The 26,357-nt window shown below is 47.6% G+C and carries 18 protein-coding genes; 14 read left to right on the top strand and 4 right to left on the bottom strand.

Annotation, left to right across the window (positions count from 1 at the left end; translation table 11 throughout):
- Position 1: 1 nt before the first annotated feature.
- From CWI76_RS10290 to CWI76_RS10275, 4 genes are all read left to right on the top strand, one after another.
- Positions 2–610, top strand: coding sequence for an energy transducer TonB (locus tag CWI76_RS10290; RefSeq protein ID WP_126760271.1), 609 nt, complete (start codon positions 2–4; stop codon positions 608–610).
- A gap of 11 nt (positions 611–621) precedes the next feature.
- The gene (locus CWI76_RS10285) at positions 622–1,881 is read left to right on the top strand and encodes a tetratricopeptide repeat protein (RefSeq protein WP_126760270.1); all 1,260 of its coding nucleotides are present in this window, start codon (positions 622–624) and stop codon (positions 1,879–1,881) included.
- 141 nt (positions 1,882–2,022) lie between these two features.
- The gene (locus CWI76_RS10280) at positions 2,023–2,967 is read left to right on the top strand and encodes a porin (RefSeq protein ID WP_126760269.1); all 945 of its coding nucleotides are present in this window, start codon (positions 2,023–2,025) and stop codon (positions 2,965–2,967) included.
- Positions 2,968–3,030: 63 nt separating this feature from the next.
- Positions 3,031–3,957, top strand: coding sequence for an AEC family transporter (locus CWI76_RS10275; RefSeq protein WP_126760268.1), 927 nt, complete (start codon positions 3,031–3,033; stop codon positions 3,955–3,957).
- Here the strand turns inward: CWI76_RS10275 and xseA are convergent.
- Positions 3,935–5,260: an exodeoxyribonuclease VII large subunit gene (gene xseA, locus CWI76_RS10270; RefSeq protein ID WP_126760267.1), complete on the bottom strand. Its 1,326-nt coding sequence runs from the start codon at positions 5,258–5,260 to the stop codon at positions 3,935–3,937. The two genes, CWI76_RS10275 and xseA, sit on opposite strands and share 23 nt — an antisense overlap.
- A gap of 98 nt (positions 5,261–5,358) precedes the next feature.
- Between xseA and guaB the strand changes: the two genes are divergently transcribed.
- From guaB to purL, 4 genes are all read left to right on the top strand, one after another.
- Positions 5,359–6,828 (top strand): IMP dehydrogenase, encoded by a 1,470-nt coding sequence (gene guaB, locus CWI76_RS10265; protein ID WP_126760266.1) that lies wholly within the window; start codon positions 5,359–5,361, stop codon positions 6,826–6,828.
- A 6-nt stretch (positions 6,829–6,834) separates the two neighbouring features.
- Entirely contained in the window at positions 6,835–8,409 is a 1,575-nt protein-coding gene (gene guaA / locus CWI76_RS10260) for a glutamine-hydrolyzing GMP synthase (RefSeq protein WP_126760265.1), read from the top strand.
- A gap of 30 nt (positions 8,410–8,439) precedes the next feature.
- Complete coding sequence (mltF, locus tag CWI76_RS10255) at positions 8,440–9,816, top strand: membrane-bound lytic murein transglycosylase MltF (RefSeq protein ID WP_126760386.1); 1,377 nt, start codon at positions 8,440–8,442, stop codon at positions 9,814–9,816.
- 149 nt (positions 9,817–9,965) lie between these two features.
- Complete coding sequence (purL, locus tag CWI76_RS10250; RefSeq protein WP_126760264.1) at positions 9,966–13,862, top strand: phosphoribosylformylglycinamidine synthase; 3,897 nt, start codon at positions 9,966–9,968, stop codon at positions 13,860–13,862.
- Positions 13,863–13,918: 56 nt separating this feature from the next.
- On the opposite strand, the gene tadA is transcribed toward purL, so the two are convergent.
- Positions 13,919–14,368, bottom strand: coding sequence for a tRNA adenosine(34) deaminase TadA (gene tadA, locus CWI76_RS10245; protein ID WP_206750229.1), 450 nt, complete (start codon positions 14,366–14,368; stop codon positions 13,919–13,921).
- Positions 14,369–14,456: 88 nt separating this feature from the next.
- A complete protein-coding gene (locus CWI76_RS10240; RefSeq protein WP_126760262.1) occupies positions 14,457–17,672 on the bottom strand; it encodes a TonB-dependent receptor in 3,216 nt (1,071 codons plus the stop codon).
- A gap of 272 nt (positions 17,673–17,944) precedes the next feature.
- On the opposite strand from CWI76_RS10240, the gene CWI76_RS10235 reads away from it, so the two are divergent.
- The 4 genes from CWI76_RS10235 (at position 17,945) to CWI76_RS10220 (ending at position 22,254) form a co-directional block, all read left to right on the top strand.
- The gene (locus tag CWI76_RS10235; RefSeq protein ID WP_241968015.1) at positions 17,945–19,081 is read left to right on the top strand and encodes an endonuclease/exonuclease/phosphatase family protein; all 1,137 of its coding nucleotides are present in this window, start codon (positions 17,945–17,947) and stop codon (positions 19,079–19,081) included.
- Positions 19,082–19,165: 84 nt separating this feature from the next.
- Entirely contained in the window at positions 19,166–19,852 is a 687-nt protein-coding gene (gene phoB, locus CWI76_RS10230) for a phosphate regulon transcriptional regulator PhoB (RefSeq protein WP_126760260.1), read from the top strand.
- An 18-nt stretch (positions 19,853–19,870) separates the two neighbouring features.
- Positions 19,871–21,169 carry a phosphate regulon sensor histidine kinase PhoR gene (gene phoR, locus CWI76_RS10225; protein WP_126760259.1) on the top strand — a complete coding sequence of 433 codons (1,299 nt, stop codon included), beginning with the start codon at positions 19,871–19,873 and terminating at the stop codon, positions 21,167–21,169.
- Positions 21,170–21,282: 113 nt separating this feature from the next.
- Entirely contained in the window at positions 21,283–22,254 is a 972-nt protein-coding gene (locus CWI76_RS10220; RefSeq protein WP_126760258.1) for a PstS family phosphate ABC transporter substrate-binding protein, read from the top strand.
- A gap of 50 nt (positions 22,255–22,304) precedes the next feature.
- Here the strand turns inward: CWI76_RS10220 and asnC are convergent, their stop codons facing one another.
- Complete coding sequence (gene asnC, locus CWI76_RS10215; protein ID WP_126760257.1) at positions 22,305–22,751, bottom strand: transcriptional regulator AsnC; 447 nt, start codon at positions 22,749–22,751, stop codon at positions 22,305–22,307.
- A 272-nt stretch (positions 22,752–23,023) separates the two neighbouring features.
- Between asnC and asnA the strand changes: the two genes are divergently transcribed.
- Positions 23,024–24,004: an aspartate--ammonia ligase gene (gene asnA, locus CWI76_RS10210; protein ID WP_126760256.1), complete on the top strand. Its 981-nt coding sequence runs from the start codon at positions 23,024–23,026 to the stop codon at positions 24,002–24,004.
- Between the two features lie 108 nt (positions 24,005–24,112).
- Positions 24,113–26,356 carry an ABC transporter permease subunit gene (locus CWI76_RS10205; protein WP_126760255.1) on the top strand — a complete coding sequence of 748 codons (2,244 nt, stop codon included), beginning with the start codon at positions 24,113–24,115 and terminating at the stop codon, positions 26,354–26,356.
- Position 26,357: the final 1 nt, after the last annotated feature.

The raw sequence follows: 26,357 nt of genomic DNA, 5'->3' as shown, positions 1-26,357 counted from the left end.
TATGAAACGTGTACTGCTCGCACTCGTCGCCGCTTTTGCTATTACAGCCGGGCTGTTTTACCTCATGCAATCGCTGATTGTAGGTGGTGAAGGGGCAATGTCAGAACCACCGAAAGGGAGCGTTCTGGACTTTGTTCGTGTGAAGCCGGAAGAAGTTGTGCAGCAAAAAGAGCGTAAGCCGCAGCGTCCACCAGAGCCTGAACAGCCACCACCGGATATGCCGCAGCCACAAATGCAAAGTGAATCAGTGGATGCAGATGCTGCTGGTTTCGATTTCTCGGCAGAAATCCAAGCAGATACCAGTTTGTCTGGCGGTGTTGGTTTAGACACGAGCGACGGTGAATATCTGCCGATTGTCAAAGTGCAAGCGGTGTACCCGCGTCGCGCTTTGCAACGTGGCATTGAAGGCTATGTTGTGGTGGGCTTTACGGTGACCAAACAAGGCACCGTGCGTGATCCTTATGTGATTGAAGCACAGCCAGAGAATATTTTTGACCAAGCAGCCATGGATGCGGTGCTTAAGTTTAAGTACAAACCGCGCGTTGTGAACGGTGAACCTGTTGAAGTTGAAGGGGTTCAAAACCGTCTAACATTCGCCATTGATGGTTAGGAGACAATCTTATGCGTTATTTCATCATCGTCGCTGCACTTATCACGGTTTTTGTTCACTCGTCTGCGGTTGCGCAAGAGCGCAAGAAAACCCCAGCGTTGCGTGAGCAAGTTTATAGCCAATTAGCGCGCGCACAGCAGCTCGCTGACGAGGGCGATGTAAGCGCGGGGCTTGACGTACTGCGTAATGTTGAAAGCAAGCTCAGCAGCATGAATAGCTATGAGCGCGCCATGCTTTGGAACTTCTACGGGTACATGTATTACGGCCAAGATAACATTGCGAAAGCCATTGATTATTTTGCCAAAGTGGTTGAAGAAGACGCCATTCCAGAAGCACTCGAGCAAAATACGTTATTCAGTTTAGCGCAGTTAGCTCTGGGCCAAGGTGAGTTTGAGAAAACAATTGATTATTTGCAGAAATGGGAGCGTGTAACCGCACCAGAACAACATCAAAAAGCTTGGGTTTTAAAAGCCCAAGCGCTTTATCAACAAGGTGATTATAAGGCCGCATTAGCACCAATTACGAAAGCCATTGATAGCGTTGAGTCAAAGCAACAAGTTCCAGAAGAAAATTGGCTGGTACTGCAGCGAGCCATCTATTTCGAGCTGGGCGACACCAAGCGTGTTGCAGCCGTGTTAGAAGACATGGTGAGTTACTACAATAAGCCGGAGTATTGGGTTCAATTAGCGGGCGTCTATGGTCAATTAGGTCAAGAGAACAAGCAACTGGCAATGTTAGAAACCGCATTCCAGCAGGGCTTCTTAACCAAAGGGCAAGATTTGCTGAACTTGGCACAAACCTACTTCTTCAATGATGTTCCGTACAAAGCTGGTCAGGTTCTTGAGCAAGCGCTAGAGCAGGGCGCCGTTGAGCGTAACTTGCGTAATTTGAAACTATTAGCCCAAGCATGGGTAGCAGCACGCGAAACCGACAAAGCTAGCGCAGCACTGTTAGCTGCAGCCGCTCTAAGCGATGATGGTGAACTCGATGCGCAACGCGCAACATTATTGTTAAATGCTGAACGCAATAAAGATGCAATTGCAGCCGCTCAAGCCGCACTGGAAAAAGGTGGCCTGAAACAGCCAGGTACCATGCATCTCGTCATTGGAATGGCAGAATTGAATCTCGAGAACTTTAATGCAGCGCTGCAAGCATTTGCGGTAGCGAAGAAATTTGATGATGCACGTAAGTCGGCTAGTCAATGGGAACGCTACGCTCAGGCAGAGCAAGAGCAGCAAAATCGCTTACAGAAATTACGTGCTGACATATAAACGTCATCCGAATGCCATAAAAAAGACAGAAAACTGAAACATAGTCATGAAACTGTCATATTTCTGACATAACATAGCGCCTAAATCGGGGGGGTGGTCTATAGTCCACAGAGTGTTCACCTATATTTAGGCGGCTATGTCATGAAAAAAACTTTATTGGTAACTGTTCCAGCAATTCTCGCATTGGGCTCATCTGCAGTTGTTGCTGAAGAGCAACCGTTAACGTGGGATATCTACGGTAAAATTAACGTATCGTTGCAAAGCAATGACCTTGATGATGGCAACGGCTCGCAAACTGACGTTGTCTCAAATGCATCGCGCTTCGGTATTCAAGGCGGCGCTCAACTGAATGATGACTTAGAAGTTATCTATAAGCTTGAGTGGGAAGTTGATGTTGCTGATATCGGTGGTTCAGACAACCTGAAATCACGTAACCAATACATTGGTTTGAAAGGCAACTTTGGTGAAATCACTATTGGTCGCCGCGATACAGTGTTAAAAACAACCCAAGGTGATATCGATCTTTTCAACGATTATGAGGCCGACATCAAAGCCTTGTTTGAAGGCGAAAATCGTCTTAGCAATACTGTGAGCTATTATTCGCCAGCATTTAATCAAGTGCGTTTTCAAGTAAGCTACACCGCGAGCGACGATCCACTGGTTGACGACGGTATCTCGACTGCAATCAGCTACGGTGACGAAGGCCTTGATGACACGTCATTCTATTTAGGCGGTGCGGTTGACCGTAAAGTTGATGGCTATGACATTGAGCGTGTTGTTGGTTACACCAAATTAGCATCGGCCGTTGTCGGTTTAATGTGGCAACAACAAGAACAAGTTGATGGCACAGCCGAAGCGGATGGTTACGTTGCAAGCGTTAAATACCCATATCAAAACTTCACGTTCAAAGCGCAATTCCAGCGTATGGACTTCAGCGTAGACGGCGAGCAAACCTCGTTGGCAGCTGGTGTTGATTACAAGCTGGGTAAAAACACGAAAGTTTACACGTGGTACACCGGTCGTGATTTAGACTCTATCGATGTGAACCAAAGCTATTTGGCGCTAGGTATCGAACACAAGTTTTAACCTTGCCTTAAGCAGGTTACAATTAGACCATCTTTTTAATGCAATCTGGATCGCATAATTACGATGGCCAACTTCATCTTTATTGCCGGTTACGTTGTTATTGGCTTATTACTACAACGTAGCCGGCAATTCCCGCAAAATACCGGACAAATTCTTAACGCTTATGTGATTTATGTTGCATTACCAGCGGTTGTCCTGCAAAAAATACCTAGCCTTACTTTCGGCAAAGAACTCTTATATCCGGCCTTGATGCCATGGTTGCTGCTGGCAGTAACGGTTCCTGTATTGCTGGGCTTGAGTAAGTGGCTTAACTGGTCGCGAATGACCACAGGCGCCATGCTGATCGTTGTGCCACTCGGCAACACATCGTTTGTCGGATTTCCGATGGTCGAAGCGTTTTTTGGTCCCGAAGGCATTCCCTACGCGCTATTGTATGACCAGCTTGGTTCGTTCTTTATTCTGTCGATTTACGCGACGATTATTGCCGCCATATATAGTCATGAGCCCGGCACTGAAGCCAAACGGCCGAGTGCTGGCGCAATAGCCCTTCGTATAGCGAAATTTCCACCATTTGTGGCGTTAGTCATTGCACTCCTGATGCGCGGTATTGAATACCCTGAGGTGATGCGTCAGTTTATTGATTCGCTGGCAATTACCTTAGTGCCGGTGATCATGGTGGCGGTTGGTTTTCAGTTGAAATTCAGATTGCCGCAGGAAGATCGTGGGCCGCTCTATTGGGCACTTGGCTTAAAGCTCATCGCAACGCCAGTGATTGCCCTCGCCGTGCTTTATGGTTTTGGGCTTGAGCAATTAGCGGTGCAAGTCACGATTATGGAAGCGGCGATGCCAGCCATGATCTCTGCTGGCGCATTGGCAATTATGGCCGGGTTAGCGCCGACCTTGTCGGCAGCTATTGTCGGTTACGGCGTGCTGCTATGTTTTATCACGTTACCGTTGTGGTACGCCTTTATTCAGTTTTTGTTGCCGTAAACTCACCTTCGGCAACCTTCACTTGAAACGCTTCGCCCTGAGTCAATTGCTTGGGGCTGCGTACTAAACTTCCATCACCTTTGCGCACCACAGCATAGCCACGCTCAATGGTTTGCAGCGGGCTAACCATGTGCAAACCTTGCGTGAGTGACTGGAAACGCTGTTGTTGTTGCTTCAATAATTGCTGCATGGCAAGGCTTAGGCGCTGTTGCAATTGTTGCTGCTGTTGTTTCAATGGCGTAATGCGGCGCTCTGGATGAACGTTACTTAGGCGCGAATGTAATTGAATTTGGTTACTTTTTGCCTGTTGCAGAGAGCGCTGCATGGCATTTTGTGTGCGCATTGCCAATTCATCGAGGCGCTGGCCATTTTGTTGTAACTGCCGTTGCGGGTGTTGCTGCTGCAAACGCTGAGACAAATGCGCATGGTATTGGTGCTGCTGACGATAGTGACGCGTCCAAGCTTGTTCAACGCGATGACTCAAATGTTGAATACGTGCGAGCGTTTCGCGCTGATCACGGCTAACTAATTCTGCGGCAGCAGAAGGCGTTGGGGCGCGAACATCCGCAACAAAGTCACAAATGGTGAAATCAACTTCATGACCAACCGCAGAAATTGTCGGCAACGGGCAACTATGCAATGCATAAGCCAGTTGCTCATCGTTAAAGCACCATAAGTCTTCTAATGAGCCGCCCCCGCGAGCCATAATCAATACATCCACTTCATTGCGCATGACAGCACGTTGTAACATGTTCAATAGTTCGCCGGTCGCAGCTTGTCCTTGCACCGAGCTTGGATAAATAATGACTTCAATACTTGGGTCGCGACGCTTCAATACAGCGAGAATATCGCGTACTGCAGCACCGGTCGGCGACGTGATAACGCCGACTTTCTTAATGGTTTCCGGTAGCGGTTGTTTATGTTCCGGTGCGAAAAGTCCTTCAGATTGCAGTTTCGCCTTCAGTTGCTCGTATTTTTGTTGCAACAAACCAGCACCGGCATCTTCCATGTGTTCAATAATTAATTGATAGTCACCGCGAGGTTCATAGACGGTAAGTTTGGCGCGAACCAACACCTGCATGCCATGTTGAGGCCGTATTTTGACGCGCTGGTTGGCATTTCTGAACATCGCCGCTTTAATCTGCGCACGCTCGTCTTTTAGGGTAAAATACCAATGGCCGGAGCCTGGCGCTGCAAAGTTTGAAATTTCGCCAACCAGCCAAATAGAACCGAAGCCTTGCTCAAGCACCTGTCTTACCTCGGTATTGAGACCAAAGACGGTAAAAATGTGCGGTTGTTGCATGATAAAACCTCGGTAAGAATTGAAAAAATCAGTTTACTGAAAAGCCGTTTGCGAGTAAAATCTGCCCGCAACATTAAGTCAGCCAGTGAGATGTTGCCATGCTACGAATTGCTCAAGAAGCCCTTACCTTTGACGACGTTTTGCTCGTCCCTGGACATTCAACCGTGTTGCCCCATACAGCGGACCTGCGAACGCGATTAACACGCTCAATTGAACTCAATATTCCAATGGTTTCCGCCGCAATGGATACCGTCACCGAAGCTGCGCTTGCAATCGCGTTAGCGCAAGAAGGTGGTCTCGGTTTCATTCATAAGAATATGACCATTGCTGAGCAAGCCGCACACGTTCGTAAAGTGAAAAAATACGAAAGTGGCATGGTTTCTGATCCAATTACGGTTAGCCCAGACACCTCGCTTGGCGAAATTCGTGCATTAGCAGTGGAACACGGCTTCCACGGTTTTCCAGTGGTTGAGAAGTCTGGCGAACTGGTCGGTATCATTACCGGCCGCGATACCCGTGCTGAGCGCGATGACAATCGACTAGTAAGCTCGATTATGACGCAAAAAGACAAGCTTGTAACCGTCAAAGAAAATGCGCAAAGCGAAGAAATTTTGAACCTCATGCATCAGCACCGTATTGAAAAAATACTGGTGGTTGACGATGCGTTTCATTTGCGCGGCATGATTACTCTAAAAGACTTTACCAAAGCTGAAAATAAACCAAACGCCTGTAAGGACGAACTAGGTCGTTTACGCGTTGGCGCAGCGGTTGGCGTTGGTCCGGGTACAGAAGAGCGGGTTGAAGCGTTGGTTGAAGCCGGTGTTGATGTGCTGCTGATTGATACCTCGCATGGTCATTCGCAAGGCGTTATCGACCGTGTGGCTTGGGCACGTAAAACCTATCCTGACTTACAGATCATTGCAGGTAACGTGGCGACTGGCGCTGGCGCGAAAGCTCTGGCCGATGCCGGCGTAGACGCAGTGAAAGTGGGAATTGGCCCTGGTTCAATTTGTACTACACGTATTGTGACTGGTTGTGGCGTACCACAAATTACGGCAATTTCTGACGCGGTTGACGCACTTAAAGGCACCAACATTCCAGTGATTGCTGACGGCGGTATCCGTTTCTCAGGTGATATCGCGAAAGCTATCGCTGCTGGCGCTGACTGTGTGATGGTTGGCAGCATGTTAGCCGGTACCGAAGAGTCGCCAGGTGAAGTTGAGCTTTATCAAGGCCGTTACTACAAGTCATATCGCGGTATGGGCAGTATCGGTGCAATGAACCAACGTCATGGTTCGTCAGATCGTTACTTCCAAGCGACCAACGAAGCTGAAAAGCTTGTTCCTGAAGGTATTGAAGGCCGTGTTGCTTATAAAGGGCCAATTGCCACCATTATTCACCAGCAAATGGGTGGCTTACGTTCAGCAATGGGCTTAACCGGCTGTGCCAATATGAAAGAAATGCGCACCAAGCCGCAGTTTGTAAAAGTAACAGCTGCAGGCATGGGTGAGTCTCATGTACACGACGTGCAAATCACCAAAGAAGCACCAAACTATCGGATGGGTTAAGCCAACATGCAAGATATTCATGCACATCGTATATTGATTTTAGATTTCGGCTCGCAGTACACGCAGTTAATTGCTCGCCGAATTCGTGAACTAGGTGTCTACTGTGAATTATGGGCGTGGGACGTCAGCGCGGAAGATATCAAAAACTTTAAACCAAACGGCATTATTTTGTCAGGTGGTCCTGAGTCAGTTACTGAAGCAAACTCACCGCGTGCGCCTGAATATGTGTTTGAAGCTGGCGTACCAGTATTCGGTATTTGCTACGGTATGCAAACCATGGCCGAGCAACTTGGTGGTAAAGTTCAAGGTTCACTCGAACGTGAATTCGGTTATGCCCAAGTTGAGCGCATTGCGCCATGTCCGTTATTCCATCACATTGAAGACAGTGTGCACGAAAATGGTAATCCGTTGCTAGATGTGTGGATGAGCCACGGCGACAAAGTAATTGAAGCACCAGAAGGCTTTGATATTGTCGCGCAAACGCCGACATGCCCTATCGCCGCTATGGCTGACGACAAACGTGATTTCTATGGTGTGCAATTTCACCCAGAAGTAACTCATACGCGCCAAGGCATGCGTATGCTTGAACACTTTGTGGTGGAGATTTGTGAGTGCGAAACGAATTGGACGCCGGCACACATTATCGATGACGCAGTAGCCCGCATTCGCGAGCAAGTTGGCAATCAGAAAGTTGTTCTTGGACTTTCTGGCGGCGTTGATAGCTCAGTGACTGCGATGTTATTGCATCGTGCCATTGGCGATCAGCTTACCTGCGTATTTGTCGATAATGGCTTGTTGCGTTGGCAAGAAGCTGAGCAAGTGATGGAAATGTTCGGCGACCATTATGGTTTGAACATTGTTCATGTTGACGCAGAAAATCGTTTTCTTGATGCTCTTGCTGGCGAAAAAGATCCAGAAGCAAAACGTAAAATCATTGGTCGCGTATTTATCGAAATTTTCGACGAGCAAGCGAGCCGCATCAAAGACGTATCATTTTTGGCGCAAGGCACCATCTATCCAGATGTTATTGAGTCGGCAGGCTCGAAAACCGGTAAAGCACATGTCATTAAGTCGCACCATAACGTGGGTGGCTTGCCAGAAGACATGAAACTCAGCCTCGTTGAGCCATTACGCGAACTGTTCAAAGATGAAGTGCGTAAAATTGGTCTTGAGCTTGGCTTACCCTACGACATGTTATATCGCCATCCATTCCCAGGCCCAGGCCTTGGTGTGCGCGTTCTGGCCGAAGTGAAGAAAGAATACTGTGATTTATTACGTCGCGCTGATCACATCTTTATCAGTGAACTACGCAACGCCGGTATTTATCATGATGTCAGTCAGGCCTTTGCGGTGTTCTTACCGGTGCGTTCGGTTGGCGTGATGGGCGATGCGCGTAAGTACGATTGGGTGATTGCGCTACGAGCCGTAGAAACCATCGATTTTATGACAGCGCGTTGGGCTCATTTGCCATATGAATTGCTCGAGAAAGTATCTAACCGTATTATCAACGAAATCGATGGTATTTCACGTGTGGTTTACGATATTTCAGGTAAACCACCGGCTACGATTGAATGGGAATAATACGTGCTTAAGTGGCTTTTTAGCTGGCTCATGATAGGTTTGTTGCTCGGGTGTGCGCCCGAGCCGCAGCCGAGCCAGCTTGACGCCATTAAAGAGCGCGGCGTATTGCGGGTAGGGACGTTACTCGGACCAACCAGTTATTACCTCGACGCCGAAGGTGAAGCGGGTATTGAGTATGTGCTTGCCAAGCAATTTGCTGAAGAAATTGGCGTTGAAGTGGAGATGGTGTCACGCTACAACGTCAAGAATGTCTTAGATTTACTTGAATCCGGCGAAGTTGATGTATTAGCGGCCGGATTAAACCGTACCAGTCAGCGCGAACAACGCTTTCGCTTTGGGCCGCCATATTTTGAAATCTCACAACGTATTGTGTTTAAGCAAGGCGCACGTGAGCGACCGCGAAACCTTGAAGAACTCGAGGCTGAACTCGTTGTAGTCGAAGGCTCAAGCCACCATGACTGGTTGCAGCAAATACAAGACGATTATCCAGAGCTTCAATGGCGCGCGACCGATGACCATGATGCCAGCGAATTACTGCGCCAAGTGGCCGAAGGCGATATTGCTTATCCCATTGCGGACAGCAATACATTAGATGTACAGCGTCGTTATTACCCGAACCTAAGTGTCGCTTTTACCGTTCGCGACGATGTGGATATTGCTTGGCTACTGAACAAGCAAGTCGACGCCTCCTTGTACTCCGAAGTCATTTCTTTTTTCGGCAACCTCCGTCATTCAGGGCAACTATCGCAACTTCTGGACCAACATTTCGGTCACGTCGCCAGCTTCAATTATGTTGATACCAGTTTATTTATTAGTGCCGTCCAAACCGTGCTGCCGAAATATCGGGATGTTTTTGAGAAACATGCGGGTGCACTCGATTGGCGTTTGCTAGCGGCGATTAGTTATCAAGAAAGTTTATGGAATCCACGTGCTATCTCGCCGACAGGCGTACGTGGCATGATGATGTTGACGTTGCCAACCGCAAAAGCAATGGGTGTTACGAGTCGCTTGAATCCAGAGCAAAGTATTCAAGGTGGCGCGCGCTATTTTGAGCTAATGCTGCAGCGTATTCCGGCACGAATTCCTGAACCGGATCGCATTTGGTTTGCGCTAGCAGCGTATAATATTGGTTATGGCCATTTAGAAGATGCTCGAATTCTGACACAGCAGCAAGGCGGTGATGCCGATCGCTGGATTGATGTGCGAAAACGTCTACCTTTATTAAGACAGAAGCAGTTTTATCGACAAACTCGTTTTGGGTTTGCACGTGGTGATGAACCGGTGCGATACGTAGGGAACATACGTCGCTATTACGACACCTTGGTATGGCTAGACAATCGAGGACGGATTCCAGCCAAGCCTATGGAAATCACGGTTCCTGAAGGAAGCGGTGATGGAGTCAATTAATGCGCAATAAGAATCGTCGATTAGTATCGCCAGAGCGTCGCCGCGCCTGGTTACGTAAACAACGCCACTTGCAAACCGAGCGTCGGCAAAAGTGGTTTCGTTTAACTGAGAAAGAATAAATCACCCCAATAATTTTTGGAGACATGTCTGTGGAAATAGTACGCGGTGCCCCCGCTTTGTCTGAATTTCGAACTGAGAAATTATTGCAGCTCCTGCAAAATGCTGAACTGCCGGTAGCAGAAGTCTATGCCGAGTTTATGCATTTTGTTGATGTAGAACAGACGCTCGACGATGAGGCGACGACAGTTCTCACCAAATTATTGACCTATGGACCAGCCTTGGCGGCGCACATTCCTGAAGGGCAATTATTGGTTGTGATACCACGGCAAGGCACCATTTCGCCATGGTCATCAAAAGCAACAGACATTGCGCACAACTGTGGATTAACGCAAATTCACCGCATTGAACGCGGTATTGCCTATTATTTGTCAGGTGATTTAACCGAAGCTCAACTGCAACAAGCCGCCGCACTGATTCATGACCGCATGACCGAAATGGTGCTGCGCGATCTTGATGATGCCAAGGTATTGTTCCACGAGGCTGAACCCGCGGAAGTGAAAAGCATCGATATTTTGCAGGGTGGCCGAGAAGCATTGCAACGCGCAAATATCGACATGGGCCTAGCGCTTGCTGATGATGAAATTGATTATCTCTTTGAAAACTTTAGCGCGCTGAAGCGTAATCCGAATGACATTGAACTGTATATGTTCGCGCAAGCCAACTCAGAGCATTGTCGTCATAAAATCTTTAACGCCGATTGGACCATTGATGGTCAGGAACAACTGAAATCGTTGTTCAAGATGATCAAAAACACCTTCGAAGTAACGCCTGACAACGTACTTTCAGCATACAAAGATAACGCGGCGGTTATGGTTGGATCGGAGGCGGGACGCTTCTATCCGTATCCAGCTGGAACCAGTGCAGCGGGAGAGTACAGCTACTTCCACGAGCCTGTTCATATTTTGATGAAGGTTGAAACGCACAACCACCCAACTGCTATTTCGCCATATCCAGGTGCTGCCACAGGCTCTGGCGGTGAAATTCGTGACGAAGGCGCAACAGGACGTGGTTCGAAGCCAAAAGCCGGCTTGGTTGGTTTTAGTGTATCGAACTTACGCATTCCAGGGTTTGAACAGCCTTGGGAAGAAGACTTCGGCAAGCCTGACCGTATTGTGACCGCTCTCGACATCATGCTTGAAGGCCCTTTAGGTGGGGCAGCGTTTAATAACGAATTCGGTCGTCCTGCATTAACGGGCTACTTCCGTACCTATGAAGAGAAAGTAAACAGCCACAATGGCGAAGAGATTCGCGGCTATCACAAGCCAATTATGATTGCTGGCGGTATGGGTAATATTCGTGAGCAGCATGTTGAGAAAGGTGAAATTCCGGTTGGCGCGAAATTAGTTGTTTTAGGCGGGCCAGCCATGAATATCGGCTTAGGTGGCGGTGCCGCATCGTCAATGACTTCAGGTACCTCGAGTGAAGATCTTGATTTCGCCTCAGTACAGCGTGACAACCCAGAAATGGAGCGTCGCTGCCAAGAAGTGATTGACCGTTGTTGGCAGCTTGGCGACAAGAACCCAATTGCGTTTATTCATGACGTAGGTGCTGGCGGTTTGTCGAACGCAATGCCAGAACTGGTGAGCGACGGTGGTCGCGGTGGTAACTTCGAGCTCCGCAAAGTGCCAAACGACGAACCGGGCATGTCACCGCTAGAAATCTGGTGTAACGAATCTCAAGAGCGGTATGTGATGGCGATTGCGCCAGATCGCATGGACGTATTTGAAGAGATTTGTAAGCGTGAGCGCGCACCGTTTGCAGTGATTGGCGAGGCGACAGAAGCTGAGCATTTAACGCTAACCGACGAGCACTTTGGTAACAAACCAATTGATTTACCGCTGAACGTGTTGCTCGGTAAACCGCCGAAAATGCATCGCAATGTGGCTTCTCAGCAAGCTCAGGGTGAAGCGATTGAGCGCGACGGGATTAAGTTAAATGAAGCAGCGAAACGTTTATTACGTTTACCAGCAATTGCCGAGAAAACGTTCTTAATTACCATTGGTGACCGCACGGTAACTGGCTTGGTTGCACGTGACCAAATGGTTGGTCCGTGGCAGATTCCGGTGGCTGACGTTGCGGTAACCGCGGCAAGTTACGACACCTATGCGGGTGAAGCGATGGCGATGGGTGAACGGACACCATTGGCATTATTGAATTACGCCGCTTCGGCGCGCATGGCAGTTGGCGAGTCGCTGACTAATATTGCCGCGGCAGATATTGGCGATTTGAAATTCGTTAAATTGTCAGCAAACTGGATGGCTGCAGCGGGTCACCCTGGCGAAGACGCGGGTTTATATGAAGCCGTGAAAGCCGTTGGTGAAGAGCTGTGTCCGGCGCTCGGTATTACGATTCCCGTGGGTAAAGACTCGATGTCGATGAAAACCCAGTGGCAAGACAACGAAGGCTCTAAAGCAGTCACTGCGCCATTAAGCCTAGTGATCACGGCTTTTGGTCGGGTTCGCGATGTACGTCGCACACTGACACCACAACTGCGCATGGACAAGGGCGATAGCAAGTTGGTGTTAATTGACTTAGGTCGTGGCAAGAACCGCCTTGGTGGCTCTGCGCTAGCACAGGTTTATCGCCAGCTTGGTGATGTCACCCCTGATGTTGATAGCGCGGAAACATTGAAAGGCTTTTTCGATGCTACGCAGCAACTGGTTCATGGCAAGAAGCTAATGGCGTACCACGATCGCTCTGATGGCGGTTTGTTTACAACCGTTGCTGAAATGGCGTTTGCTGGTCATTGTGGTGTTGAAGTGGCGCTCGATAATTTAGGCGACGACGACTTAGCGGCATTATTCAGTGAGGAGCTTGGCGCCGTTATACAAGTTAGCGTCGAAGATCTTGAGCAGGTGATGTCCGTATACGCCGAACATGGTCTGGAAGACTGTGTGCATGTTATTGGTCGTCCCGTACGCGAAGATGTCGTACGCTTTAACCGTAACGGCGAAGAAGTGCTAGCGCATCTGCGTAGTCATTATCGTGCGATTTGGGCTGAAACAACCCATCAAATGCAGCGTTTGCGCGATAACCCAGCGTGCGCTGACGAAGAATTTGAAGCGAAGCAGAACTTAAATGACCCTGGCTTATTCGCTGACTTGAGTTTTGATGTGAGCGAAGATGTTGCTGCACCATATATCAACACAGGTCGCGACCCAATGGTTGCTATCTTGCGCGAGCAGGGCGTTAATTCTCACGTTGAAATGGCCGCGGCATTTGATCGCGCTGGTTTTGCAGCTATCGATGTGCACATGAGCGATATTTTAAGTGGTCGTGTGAGCCTCGAGAAATTTAACGGTCTTGTTGCTTGTGGTGGTTTCTCATACGGTGACGTATTGGGAGCAGGTGAAGGCTGGGCGAAATCAATTCTGTTTAATAGCCGCGCACGCGATGAATTTGCAGCTTTCTTTGAACGCAATAAAACCTTTGCTTTAGGTGTGTGTAACGGCTGTCAGATGCTATCAAACTTGAAAGAGCTGATTCCTGGTGCAGAAGCCTGGCCACACTTTGTCACTAACCGTTCGGAGCGTTTTGAAGCGCGCTTTAGTTTAGTCGAAGTGCAAAAGAACAACTCGTTGTTCTTTGAAGGGATGGCTGGTTCACGGATGCCGATTGCGGTATCACATGGTGAAGGCCGTGCCGAGTTTAAAGGGAATGACCTTGCGACAGTAAATGCCGAAGGCTTAGTCACCATGCGTTATATCAACAATAGAGGTGATGTTGCCGCAACGTACCCGGCGAACCCGAACGGCTCGCCAGAAGGTATTACGGGGCTAACCACGAAAGATGGCCGTGTATCGATTATGATGCCGCATCCAGAGCGCGTGTTCCGTACCGTTGCGAATAGCTGGCATCCAGATGAGTGGGGTGAAGATAGCCCTTGGATGCGTATGTTCCGCAACGCACGCGTTTACTTAGGTTAAGTAAACACAAATGCAAAGCCCGGCTTCATGCCGGGCTTTCTTTTTGAATTCAAAATTTATCGGCGTTTTCGAAAAAACTGCCGCAAAATATCGCCACACTCGTCGGCCAATACACCACTAATTACTTCTATCTTATGATTCATGCTGGGGTGATTAATCACCTCAATAGCCGTTCCGGCAGCCCCAGTACGCGGGTCTGTGGCACCATAAACTAAAGTTTTCACGCGCGCATGAGTCATTAGCCCCGCACACATCGCGCACGGCTCTAGCGTTACATAAAGTGTGGTATCAACTAAGCGATAGTTGCCTAGGTGCTTGCCAGCAGCACGAATGGCCTGCGCTTCGGCATGAGCCGACGGATCATTGAGAGTGATGACTTGATTAAAACCCTCTCCAATAATCTCGTCATTTAAAACTAGCACTGCGCCAACGGGTACTTCGTCGTACTGCTCCGCCGCAATTGCGGCAAGCTCGAGTGCACGCTGCATGTAAAACTCGTGATCCATAAGCTTCTTCAACTGAATGAACGTGTGCGCATCATAAAAAAAAGCCCCCGCAGATGCGAGGGCTTTCTATGCTTTTTAAGCTTTTCGCTTAGAAGTTGTAGCGGATACCCACTTTAACTTGCCAAGTTGAAGCTTCTGCACGATAACGAGTCGGTGCATAGTCATCTAAGCCGCCGAACACTGGCGCATAGATGTATTGACCTTCGTCAGTTAAACCACCGAAGTCAACGATACCTTGGGTTGTATCAGCAAACGGGATAACGTGTTGTTGCGCTGCATCTTTATCGAACAATGCAACCACGTTTTTCACGTCAAGATACACAGCACCGGTGTGACCTTCCCACAAACCAGGAAGCTCTTGCTCAAAGCGGAAGTCGATGTTGGTGTTCCATGGACCACGCGCTTCGTTACGACCAGTGTAGCCGCCAGCGTATTGCTCAAGACCTTTGTCAGCAATGATTTGTGCCAAATCGTCATAAGTCAAACCACCGCTGTATACAACGTTCGGGTCATCAGCACCAGTTGGGATGTATACCAAGTACTGGCTTGAGCTGTTGAACGATGATTGGTCACCTAAGTCAGAGTCACGGAATGAGCTCATAACGTAGCTAAATGGACGACCTGATACACGCTCGAAGAACATTGAGAATTTCGACTCATAGCCTTCAAAGAACTCAGTGCTGTATTGAGCGGTTACAACAAAACGGTGCTCAATTTCATAACCAGCAGTTGCAGGTAATGGGTTTTGACGGTCAAGCGCTGTCACATATTGATAGTTCGATGCTGCCTGCGAAGAACCACCGTTAACCGCTTCATTCACGTCTTGGTGAGTGTATGAAGTGTTTAATGTGAAACCGTTCTCAAACGCTTTACCAAGTGAGAAGGTGTAAATGTTGCTGTTACCGCCGTAGCCGTTAGTCAGTAATATGTCATAGCGGTTAACACCACCGAATTCACCGATTTCAGTTGGGGTAAAGTCATCTAACGGATCGTCAACTACATAGATAATACGACCGCCGTCAGAGGTAGTTACCACGTTGCCATCAGCATCAGTTAATGGACGACGCGCTAAATCAACCCAGCGAACATCGTTTTGCTTACGAGTACGGATGTATTCAGCACTTGCGTACCAGTCATCACCTAAGAAACCAAGGCTTCCCTCGTAATCAAGCGCTAAGCTGTAACGCCATTCGTTTGGTAATTCGAAGTTTGGATCGATTGGTGTTGTGTTACCGTCACCAGCAGTCAAGCTATCACGAACTTCTTGTGGAATCGTCGTGATGTCAGCACCTGAGTAATAACCTTCAGTTACTGAGCTTGGCGCGTCAACAACTGTTACGCCGTCAACTGAGTAAGCGTTTGAGATCCAAACATTTGGACGACCACCGGCATAGCGACCGAAGCCACCACGTAAACGATAGTTGTCGTTCAACTGATATTTGAAGCCAGCACGCGGCATCCAGATATCACGACCGTCTAAGTTTTCAGTGTTAGCAAAGCCGTAACGATCTTCGAAGTTTTGGTTGTAACGTGGTGAACCGTCAACTGATTGACGCTCGTAACGTAAACCGTAGCTTACTTCGAGGTCCCAAGTTGGTGACCAAGTATCTTCGATATAGAATGCGTGAGTAGCTGGAGTTAAGCTTGCAGCGCCGTCGTTCGCGTTGTTAGTAAACGCGTTACGATATGAGAAGAAGCTTGCTTCTTGGTTTTGGAAGTCTTCGATAGTATCGAAATCCCAAACACCCAAAGACTGTGGAACGAACAAGTTGAAGATTTCGACTTCTTCATACTCGTAACCGAAACCAATCGCGTGGTCACCAAGCAAATATTCACCGTTGAATTGGAATTCAGTGGTGGTATTTTCTAAAGCATTCGCGTGACGGTACTGGTCAGGACCGATTTGTACGGTACCGTTCGCAGTACGGATGTTCACTTGACCGAAGTTCAAACCAAGTAATGGCGCTTGAGCCGTTTCAACTTCTTTACGTGAGATTTTGATATCACTTGAGAAGTTACTGTTCCAGTTTGAGTAAACTTGTAATGCCATGGCATCAAGTTTCTCGTTTTTGTCATACCAACGTGAAGACAATGGTAGAGTGCTTGAGCTACCAGCGTTGTTGTTTGTCGCGTTACTTTCAGCTGTCTGATAAGTAAATGCTGCACGGTGGTTGTTGTTGATGTTCCAATCGAGTTTGATCAACATTTTCTCGTCGTCTTGTACTGGATTGGTGTTCCAAGTACCTACGTCAACGCCATAAACGTCGCGTGCGATTTGAGTAATTTGATCAACTTCTTCAGAAGTTACAGAAGCTTGTTGGTTTGCCGCTGCACCAATCGGACCACGCTCGATTGATTTTGGCTCTTCATATTTCTCGTAGTTTACGAAGAAGAACAACTTATCTTGAATAATAGGACCGCCAACGGCGAAGCCCCAAGTTTTTTCAGAAAAGTCTAAATCAGGTGCTGCTGAATCTGGCTCGTAACGCGAAGGCTCTGGGTTACCAGTTAATGAATCGCTCGTGTATTCATAGAATACTTCGCCTTCGAATTCGTTGGTACCAGACTTAGTTACAGCGTTGATTTTCGCGCCGCTGAATCCACCGTCTTTTGCTGAGAAAGGAACAACGTCAATTGACAATTGCTCTACTGCTGCAACAGAAATTGGTGAACGCTGAGTTGGGTAACCGTTGCTGTTCAGACCAAAGTCATCGTTCTGGCCGATACCGTCAACAGTAATTGAGTTGTATTTCGGGTTGCTACCAGCAACAGTCAACGAGCTATCTTCATCAGCCAAGTTAACTGCTAGTGGGTTTTGGCGAATAATGTCTTTCAAGTCGCGGTTGAAAGTTGGCATGTTGCGAATGTTATCTTCACCAAATGAGCTTGTAGAACCACTGTTCAAGCTTGTTGGGTTAATCGCAGTACCAGTAACGCTGATACGCTCAACGTTGTTGGCTTCTAACTGCGCAGTTAAACGATAAGTTTCGCCTAGCTTAAGGAACACTTCAGAGTAAGTCGCATCGCGGTATACATCTGAATCAAGAGTAACTCGGTATGGGCCGCCTACACGTAGACCGCTCGCAATGAAGTTACCGGTTTCGTCCGTAGTTACTTCTAAACGGCTGCCTGATGGAACGTGTTCTATGATGACTTTAGTATTTGCCGCGCCTTCTCCAGTAGGGCCGACAATAAAACCACGCATAGATGACGAAGTATCTTGCGCAACAGCAGCGCCTGACGCTAGGCCTAAGGCCACAGCAATCGCACTGGCAGTACGCGAAAATCGCATTGAGGTGCTCATTTTATTTTCCTGGGTTGTTGGTTGTAGTTAAATTTGGTCCAAAGCTATACCGCATTTATTACGCCTTGATGACACGTGTGTGATTCTTTCACGAAAACGTGTCATTTATGTGACAATATTTTACGCACTTTCTGAATAGATTGCACAGGTTAAATTGAACCTTTATTCTTGAAACTTGTCACAGCAACCCCAACTCGGGAACAGCTCTACCGATGAAATTCTATACAGCCCTTATTTTTCCAATACTTACCCTATTGATTGCGGGATGCGATATGCCCCCAGAAAAAATTTCAGAACCAGTTTCACTGCGTGTTGCTACTTTTAACGTGAGCATGGACGCCAGTAATTATTTAACGAACGAACAAGTTCAAACGCAGGGCGCGACGGCGCTTACCGATGCATTAGCGCAACAACACCCGCAAATTAAAGCCATCGCGGAAATTATTCAGCACACGCGTCCCGATGTGTTGGTGCTAAATGAATTTGATTATGTTGATGTCAATCAAGGTATTAACGTTTTTAGAAATGATTACCTCCAACAAAGTCAGAACGGTGAATCGCCAATCGATTATCCCTATGTATATCTCGCGCCGGTCAATACCGGAGTGCCGAGCCCCTATGACTTAAGCGGTGATGGCGTGGCGAGTGGCACCGGTAACGATGCATGGGGCTTTGGCTGGTACCCAGGACAGTACGGTATGGTGGTTTTATCCAAATACCCAATCAAAACCGACGATGTCCGCACGTTCCAGTTATTCAAATGGAAAGACATGCCGGGCGCGTTGGCGCCTATCAATCCTAATACTTCCGAGCCGTTTTACAGCGCCGAAGCATGGCAAGAGTTTCGTCTTAGCTCCAAGTCGCACTGGGATGTGCCAATTGACGTGAATGGGCACGACTTGCACCTATTGGTGAGCCATCCAACCCCGCCGGTTTTTGATGGTAAAGAAGATCGTAATGGTCGACGTAATTTCGATGAGATTCGGTTTTGGGCCGACTACATTCAGCCGCATTTAAGTGATTATATTTACGATGATAACGGCGTAACTGGGGGGCTTGGTGAGAAACAAGCGTTCGTGATTGCCGGTGATTTAAATGCGTCGATTGAAAGCGAAGATAATGTTCCCGGAGCCATCGAACAGTTACTAGAACATTCGTTAGTCAACGCTGACAAAACTCCAACAAGTGTTGGCGGGGCGCAACATACACCAGATAATCAGCAAGCAGCGACGCATACGGCAAGCTGGCGCAAGCGCGCCGATTACGTGTTGCCATCGGTGTTTGGCATCGAACTCATTCAATCCGGTGTGTTCTGGCCTGCAACAGGTGAACCAAAAGCCGAACTAGTGAGTTCAAGAGGCGCTTCGTCAGACCATCGTTTAGTGTGGATTGACATTCAATTAAAATAAATGACACAAATTTGCTGGTTTTCATAAAAGTGTCATAAAGTATCTAGATAATCGGCCGTGCTAGTAACAAATTAGGTGACGCACATGTCCAGAAAGATACTGATTGTTGAAGATGAAGCTCCGATTCGTGAAATGTTGAGTTTCGTCATGGAACAGCATGGCTATCAAGCGGTAGAAGCCGGCGATTATCAGTCGGCGCTTGAGAAAGTAGTTGAGCCATTCCCTGATATGATTTTGCTAGATTGGATGATTCCTGGTGGTTCAGGCATTCAACTAGCGAAAAAGTTAAAAGGTGATGACTTTACCCGCGCAATTCCAATCATCATGCTTACAGCTCGCGGAGAGGAAGAAGACAAAGTTCGGGGGCTTGAAGTGGGTGCAGACGATTACATGACCAAACCGTTTTCACCAAAAGAGTTGATGGCGCGCATGCGTGCTGTTTTTCGTCGCGTCGCCCCGACAGCACTAGACGAGCCACTTGAGATTGAAGGATTGCGTCTTGATCCGGTATCGCATCGAGTGACTGCATTTAATGACCGCCTCGATATGGGACCCACTGAATTTAAATTGCTGCACTTCTTTATGACGCACCCTGATCGGGTGTATAGTCGTGAACAGTTATTAGATCATGTTTGGGGAACCAACGTGTATGTGGAAGACCGTACTGTCGATGTTCACATCCGCCGCTTGCGTAAGGCGTTGGAAACGCATGGACACGATCGTTTGGTGCAAACCGTACGCGGTGTTGGCTATCGTTTTTCAAAAAGTTAAACGGAGCCACCGCTAAGCATGGATCGTCGTTACTCCGTTATATTTATTCTTAAAGGCCTACTGTGGTTTATTGTTCCAGTAGGCTTTTTCGGTTGGTTGCTCGGCTATTTTTGGGCGACATTAGCGCTTTCATTGATCACACTCGTCGTTTGGCATTACTACTACCAATATAAACTTGTCGATTGGCTCTGGCACCGCCGCACCATGCTTCCTCCGAGTGCGCCTGGTAGCTGGAGTTATATTTACGATGGTATTTATCGTACACAACGACGCAGTCAGCAGCGTCGCCGCGCATTGGCCCGATTACTACGCCGTTTTCGGGAAGCTTCAGAAGCCATTCCGGATGCGGCCATTGTATTTCGTAAAGATGGCGGCTTAATCTGGTGTAATAAACTTGGCCAGTTTTACTTCGGCCTTAAATGGCCTGCTGACACCGGTATCCGCCTTTCAAATTTAATTCGTCACCCTGAATTTATTGCCTACCTGCAAAAAGGCGATTTCAGTGAAGATATTCATTTGCCATCGCCGGTACGTGAAGATGTTGAACTCGAAATTCGTATCATGCCCTACAGTGACGACCAATACTTATTAATGGCGCGTGATGTGACGCAGCTGAAACAGTTAGAACAAATGCGCAAAGATTTCGTCGCCAACGTATCGCATGAACTCAAAACACCGTTAACGGTGCTGCAAGGTTATTTGGAAATGCTCGATGAGCCGGCTTCATTGCCGCCTGCAATGTTAACGAAAGCCGTTACTGACATGCAGGCACAAAGTGAGCGCATGCGTAACTTAGTTGACCAGTTGTTGTCGCTGTCGCGCATGGATGTTCACCGAACTGATATGTTTGAACGTACAGTGAATGTGCCGAGTTTACTCGAAGTCATTAAGAATGACGCCGAGCGCCTCAACCAAGAAAAACAGCACACGTTGGTGTTTGATATTGCCGACATTCATATTCACGGCATTGAAGATGAATTACGCAGTGTATTTTCAAACCTCATTACCAATGCCATTCATTACACGCAGCCGCATGGCGAAATAAAAGTAACGTGGAAAATGGTTGGGCAGGATGCTGAATTTTCAGTACAGGACAACGGTCCAGGTATTCCAGCCGAGCACGTTGGTCGCCTGACCGAGCGTTTTTATCGTGTTGATAAAGATCGCAACAGTAAGAAAGGCGGGTCAGGGCTTGGCTTAGCGATTGTTCAGCAGGCGTTAGAGCATCACCACAGTCGATTGCTTATCGATTCGGTTGTAGGTCGCGGTTCGAAATTTTCTTTCCGTATTTCTGAAGAACTTGTGATAAAAAAATGACACTTCTGTCATAAATGTCACAATACTGTCACATTGACCAACTAAACTTGATTCCAGTTACTGATTACAACCGCCGGTTTTTAACCGGCTTAACATCACGATTGGAGTCAATTATGAAATTCAAATCGGCATTAATTACCGCTGCAGTTGCAGGTTTATTAAGTTTCTCTGCAAGCGCACAAAAAGCAACTGACGACTTACCTGAATATGAAAAAGTAAGTGGTCTTTCAGGCAACCTATCATCAGTCGGTTCAGACACGTTGGCAAACATGATGACGTTCTGGTCGGAAGAATTTAAGCGTTTATATCCTAACGTTAATATGCAAATTCAAGCCGCTGGCTCGTCAACTGCGCCACCAGCATTAACCGAAGGTACTTCGAACTTTGGCCCAATGAGCCGCGCTATGAAAGCGAAAGAGATCGAAGCATTCGAAAAGCGCCACGGTTACAAACCAACTCCGGTTCGTGTTGCCATTGATGCTTTGGCTGTATTCGCGCACAAAGATAACCCAATTGAAGGTTTAACGATTGCCCAAGTTGACGCTATCTTCTCGAGCACTCGTTTATGCGGTGCTAACGAAGAAGTACGCCGTTGGGGCGACTTAGGTCTGACTGGTAGCTGGGAAAACCGTGACTTGCAAATCTACGGTCGTAACTCGGTATCAGGTACCTACGGTTACTTTAAAGAAGTAGCGTTGTGTGATGGTGACTTCCGTAACAATGTGAACGAACAACCAGGTTCAGCGTCGGTGGTTCAATCAGTTTCAACATCATTGAACGCCATTGGTTACTCAGGCATCGGCTACATGACTTCTGGCGTAAAAACTGTCCCATTAGCAGTTGAAGAAGGTTCAGAGTTCATCGATGCAAGCACCGAGAACGCATTAGCTGGTAAGTACCCACTGTCTCGCTTCTTGTACGTTTACGTGAACAAGCACCCGAACAAGCCACTTGACCCAGCAACAGCAGAATTCTTGAAAATGGTTCTGTCAAAAACTGGTCAAGAAATTGTCGACAAAGACGGTTACATTCCTGTACCACGCGTTGTTGTTGAACAAGAGCTTGAGCGTTTAGGCTTAAACTAAGCCTCGAATAGATAGCGACAAAAGCCCCGAATCTCGGGGCTTTTTTTTGTTTAGACTTGAATTTGTCGCATGATGGGCTGCTGTAACGAAATCAACGTTTCAGTAGCCTGAATTTCCTCAATTGGTTGAATTTTATTGATGAGTAAATTCTGCAAGTCATCAATCGATCGCACCATCACCTTAATAAATATACTGTACTGTCCGGTAGTGTAATGCGCCTCAACGACCTCGGGTAGAGCATTCAGTTGCTGAAGAGCGCTAGGATAATCACCCGCACGCGCTAAATTGATTCCAATAAAGCAGCAAACGTCATACCCAAGCTTACGCGGATCGACATGAATGTGCGTTCCCGTAATAATCCCTGCCTGCCGAAGTTTCTCAATGCGAACATGAATTGTCGCCGGACTCACGCCTTCAATATTAGCTATTTCCGCATAAGATACCCGCGCATTTTCTTGCAACGTCGAAATTATCGCTCTATCCAAATCATCGATCATCTAATTCCCACCCGTTTTCCACCAACAGAATTAAACAATATCTAATATAAAAGCCAATTAAAAGATTAATTTCATCGCCAAAAGCTAAATTAAATAGACGGTATTGAGGTTATTGTCTTTTGTGTTTTATTTTATCTTGTCTTTAACGAACAGCGCAGCGCACAAACAGCGCAGCGCACGACTAACGAACAACGACTAACGACTAACGACTAACGAATAACGAACAACGAATAACGAATAACGAACAACGTTCTTAGTTTAAAGAGGCCCCTATGCTCAAGCACCAACAACAAACCGCCCAACTCAAACAACGCTTCACCGAGTTACTCTGTGAAAAGCTCAACCTAACTGAAGTTCAAGCCCCGCTGATGGTGCGGAAAAACTCTGGCCTACAGGATAATTTAAGCGGCTATGAAAAAGCTGTGTCTGTGTTCGTTCGTGCGCAGCAACAAGAGTATGAAATTGTGCATTCATTAGCGAAGTGGAAACGCAGTGCGTTGGCGCATTACGAATGCTCGGTCGGCGAAGGCATTGTCGCACAAATGCGAGCCATCCGAGCTGACGAAGAGCAACTCAGTGAGCGGCATAGCGTTCTCGTTGAACAATGGGATTGGGAGCAAGTGATTCTACCCAGCGACCGCACTCTGGAAACATTAAAAGCAACGGTTGCTAAAATTTACTCGGGGTTGCGTCAGCTCTATATGGAGTTTAACCCGGAGCATCAAACGCATTTGGCCGAAGAAGTTGTGTTTATCCACTCCGAGCAATTGCGACAAATGTATCCGCAATTGACACCAAAGCAGCGTGAAGCTGAATTCACAAAGTTACATAAAGCTGTATTCATCATCGGTATTGGTGGCGAGCTGGCAGATGGAACCGTTCACGATAATCGAGCGCCGGATTATGATGATTGGAGCACAGCAACCGAAACAGAATATGCCGGACTAAACGGCGATTTATTGGTTTGGCATAGTGCGATAAACGACGCACTTGAGTTATCATCTATGGGAGTTCGAGTAGACGCAGCCGCGCTACAACATCAAGTTTATGTGCGTTCATGCGAGTCAATATTGCAGCAAGCATGGCATCAGCAACTACTGCAGAGTGAATTGCCAGAGTGCATCGGTGGTGGCATTGGTCAGTCGCGGGTCGCCATGTGGGTTCTAAATTTAGCGCATATAAAATCGACGCAAGCACCGGAAATTTTATCTGGCGAAAAACCAGACAGCGCCTCGCTTGTGAGCGTTGCATGACAGAAAAATGTCAGGAATATGACAACACTGTAACAATACTGTCATAGAACGTGTCTATACTATGCTGCAGTAGGTTTATGGTATTCATTTAATCTTAAAGAGGCAGCAATGGCGGCATCACAACGCGCTGAGTTGGGAGCCAGTAATGTGCGATTGATTAAAGACAAGGCCGCGCGCTGGGGGGTTACTCTCGGCGGCGGTTTAGTTCTAATTGCACTGCTACTGATTTTCTTTTACTTGTTATATGTGGTTGAACCGATTTTCCGCGGTGTTGATATTGAACACCAACAATCGTTCTCTGTACCTGGTCAGGGTCAAACCGTGGCGATGGGCATGGAAGAACAATCGGAAATCGGCTTTCGTTTCAGTGACGCTGGTGAACTGAGTTTCTTTGCATTAAAGCAAAAACCAGGCACCGATTGGCAGCCAGGGCAACTCCTGTTGTCAGAGCAGGTTGCTGAACAACCAACCGCATTCGCCGCCACGCAGCCGCAAAATAAGCGCTACGCTTATGCTGTGGCGGATGGTCAAGCGCGCGTTATTGAGCCTAAATTCCGCACCAAGTTTACCGATGGCCGTCGCTTAACAACCCCTGTGGTTGACTTCGCTAATGACGGCGACTTGGTACAGGTTGATCCGCAACAGCGCACGTTAGTGAAGTTAGCGTACGAGTACGACGGTGAATCGCAGCTATTTGCCGGTGTAACGGCAGATGACCAAGTAATCGTGAACTTCTTGCAAGCTAACCGAAGCTTTTTAACGGGTGAAGTTGAATTAAAATCGAAATTCACTGAGCTACCAATAAATGGCGCGGTTGATGACTTAGTTGTTACCCCAGATTTACGCCAAGTGCTCGTTCGTCAAGCGAATCGCTTTTATGTTTACGACGTGTCGCGCACCGGTAAGGTAACCGAGCGTCAATTGTTAAACATTGATCGCCGCCGTTTCGGTGAAGTGACCACCATGCAGTTGCTGGCCGGTGCAAGTTCAATCATGTTTGGACATGCGAATGGCCTAATTACGCAATGGTTTGAAGTGTCTGGCGAAAATGGTCGCCAGTATCAATATATTCGTGAATTTAAAGCCGGTAACTCAGCTATCAAAGATATCGTCGCCGAATATTTTCGTCGTACTTTCTACAGTATTTCTGAAAGCGGCGAAGTTGGTGTGTTCCATACCACCTCGGAGGCCGAACTTTATCTCTCTCATGTTGATGACTTACACGCAGAACAGGTTGTCATTGACCCACGAGCAAATACTTTGTTAATGCAAAGTGAGGGTGAACTTCATACATTCAACCTTGAGAACGAACACCCTGAAGTCACCTGGAGCGGTATCTGGCAGGAAGTTTGGTACGAAGGTTACCCTGAGCCGCAATACGTCTGGCAATCGACGTCAGGTTCAGATGATTTTGAGCCAAAATTCAGTTTAGTGCCGATTTCGTTCGGTACGATTAAAGCCGCCGCTTACGCCATGTTGTTTGCGGTGCCAATTGGCTTAGCCGCTGCGGTATATACAGCATACTTTATGTCGCCAAGCGTGCGTAAAGTGGTGAAACCTACCGTTGAAATTATGGAAGCCTTGCCAACGGTTATCTTAGGTTTCTTGGCCGGTCTCTGGCTTGCGCCAATTATCGAGAATTACCTACCGGGTATTGTTGCAACAATCATACTGGTACCACTTGCGATCGTGCTATTTGCAGCGCTTAGTAGTGTCTTACCAAAAGTATGGCGCAACCGATTCACGGATGGTCGAGCGGCACTTATTTTATTACCGATAGTCGGCTTTGTCGGATGGTTCTCGTTCGAACTGTCGCCGTGGGTTGAAACCGTATTATTTGATGGCAACGTTCGTCAGTACATCACTAATGAACTGGGTATCACCTTCGACCAACGTAATTCGTTAGTTGTCGGTATCGCGATGGGTTTTGCTGTCATCCCAACCATTTTCTCGATTGCCGAAGATGCGGTGTTCAGTGTACCGAAACACTTGTCGAATGGTTCATTAGCACTCGGTGCGACAACCTGGCAGACCTTAACGAAAGTTGTGTTGTTAACGGCCAGCCCAGGTATTTTCTCTGCGGTGATGATGGGGCTCGGACGTGCCGTCGGCGAAACGATGATTGTGTTAATGGCGACCGGTAACACGCCAATTATGGATTGGAATATTTTCGAAGGTATGCGCACACTCTCGGCGAATATCGCTGTTGAGATGCCTGAATCAGAAGTAGGTAGCTCGCACTACCGCATCTTATTCTTGGCCGCATTTGTCTTGTTTGTTTTCACTTTCGTGTTTAATACGCTCGCCGAATTGGTGCGTCAGCGTCTGCGCGAAAAATATAGCTCGATGTAAG

The sequence above is a fragment of the Pseudidiomarina marina genome, from assembly GCF_003987045.1.
Lineage (GTDB): Bacteria > Pseudomonadota > Gammaproteobacteria > Enterobacterales > Alteromonadaceae > Pseudidiomarina > Pseudidiomarina marina.
This window is presented reverse-complemented; position numbering and strand designations above follow the sequence as displayed.

Excerpts from the sequence above, each read along its gene's own strand:
- asnC (WP_126760257.1), bottom strand. The coding sequence starts at position 22,751 with ATGATCGATGATTTGGATAGAGCGATAATTTCGACGTTGCAAGAAAAT.
- CWI76_RS10285 (WP_126760270.1), top strand. The coding sequence starts at position 622 with ATGCGTTATTTCATCATCGTCGCTGCACTTATCACGGTTTTTGTTCAC.
- guaA (WP_126760265.1), top strand. The coding sequence starts at position 6,835 with ATGCAAGATATTCATGCACATCGTATATTGATTTTAGATTTCGGCTCG.
- phoR (WP_126760259.1), top strand. The coding sequence starts at position 19,871 with ATGGATCGTCGTTACTCCGTTATATTTATTCTTAAAGGCCTACTGTGG.
- CWI76_RS10290 (WP_126760271.1), top strand. The coding sequence starts at position 2 with ATGAAACGTGTACTGCTCGCACTCGTCGCCGCTTTTGCTATTACAGCC.
- xseA (WP_126760267.1), bottom strand. The coding sequence starts at position 5,260 with ATGCAACAACCGCACATTTTTACCGTCTTTGGTCTCAATACCGAGGTA.
- asnA (WP_126760256.1), top strand. The coding sequence starts at position 23,024 with ATGCTCAAGCACCAACAACAAACCGCCCAACTCAAACAACGCTTCACC.
- phoB (WP_126760260.1), top strand. The coding sequence starts at position 19,166 with ATGTCCAGAAAGATACTGATTGTTGAAGATGAAGCTCCGATTCGTGAA.
- CWI76_RS10235 (WP_241968015.1), top strand. The coding sequence starts at position 17,945 with ATGCCCCCAGAAAAAATTTCAGAACCAGTTTCACTGCGTGTTGCTACT.
- guaB (WP_126760266.1), top strand. The coding sequence starts at position 5,359 with ATGCTACGAATTGCTCAAGAAGCCCTTACCTTTGACGACGTTTTGCTC.
- CWI76_RS10240 (WP_126760262.1), bottom strand. The coding sequence starts at position 17,672 with ATGAGCACCTCAATGCGATTTTCGCGTACTGCCAGTGCGATTGCTGTG.
- CWI76_RS10280 (WP_126760269.1), top strand. The coding sequence starts at position 2,023 with ATGAAAAAAACTTTATTGGTAACTGTTCCAGCAATTCTCGCATTGGGC.
- mltF (WP_126760386.1), top strand. The coding sequence starts at position 8,440 with ATGATAGGTTTGTTGCTCGGGTGTGCGCCCGAGCCGCAGCCGAGCCAG.
- tadA (WP_206750229.1), bottom strand. The coding sequence starts at position 14,368 with ATGGATCACGAGTTTTACATGCAGCGTGCACTCGAGCTTGCCGCAATT.
- CWI76_RS10205 (WP_126760255.1), top strand. The coding sequence starts at position 24,113 with ATGGCGGCATCACAACGCGCTGAGTTGGGAGCCAGTAATGTGCGATTG.
- CWI76_RS10275 (WP_126760268.1), top strand. The coding sequence starts at position 3,031 with ATGGCCAACTTCATCTTTATTGCCGGTTACGTTGTTATTGGCTTATTA.
- CWI76_RS10220 (WP_126760258.1), top strand. The coding sequence starts at position 21,283 with ATGAAATTCAAATCGGCATTAATTACCGCTGCAGTTGCAGGTTTATTA.